Below are 283 nucleotides of genomic sequence, written 5' to 3'. Positions count from 1 at the left end.
GCGCGCTCGCGAGACCGCCCGTGCCGCAGGCGAGGCGTTCCCCAGGACCGGGGACCTGTCCAAGCTGCTGATCACCGAGGCGAAGAAGACCGACGAGCGGGCCTGGCTCGGCGGGGTGTCCGCCGTGGTGCTGCAACAGTCCCTGAGGGACTTGGACACGGCGTACCGGAACTTCTTCGACGGGCTGAAGGGGAAGCGCCCGCGCATGGGCGCACCCCGTTTCAAGTCCCGCAAGGACAACCGGCAGGCCGTACGGTTCACCGCCAACGCCCGCTGGAAGATC

At 69.3% G+C, this 283-nt stretch carries 1 pseudogene; it reads left to right on the top strand.

Annotation, left to right across the window (positions count from 1 at the left end):
* Nucleotides 1-283 (top strand): annotated as a pseudogene (locus IH09_RS36305) (RNA-guided endonuclease TnpB family protein); the annotation flags it as partial.

This window comes from Streptomyces celluloflavus (assembly GCA_000720995.1).
In the GTDB taxonomy this organism is placed as follows: Bacteria; Actinomycetota; Actinomycetes; order Streptomycetales; family Streptomycetaceae; genus Streptomyces; species Streptomyces celluloflavus.
This window is presented reverse-complemented; position numbering and strand designations above follow the sequence as displayed.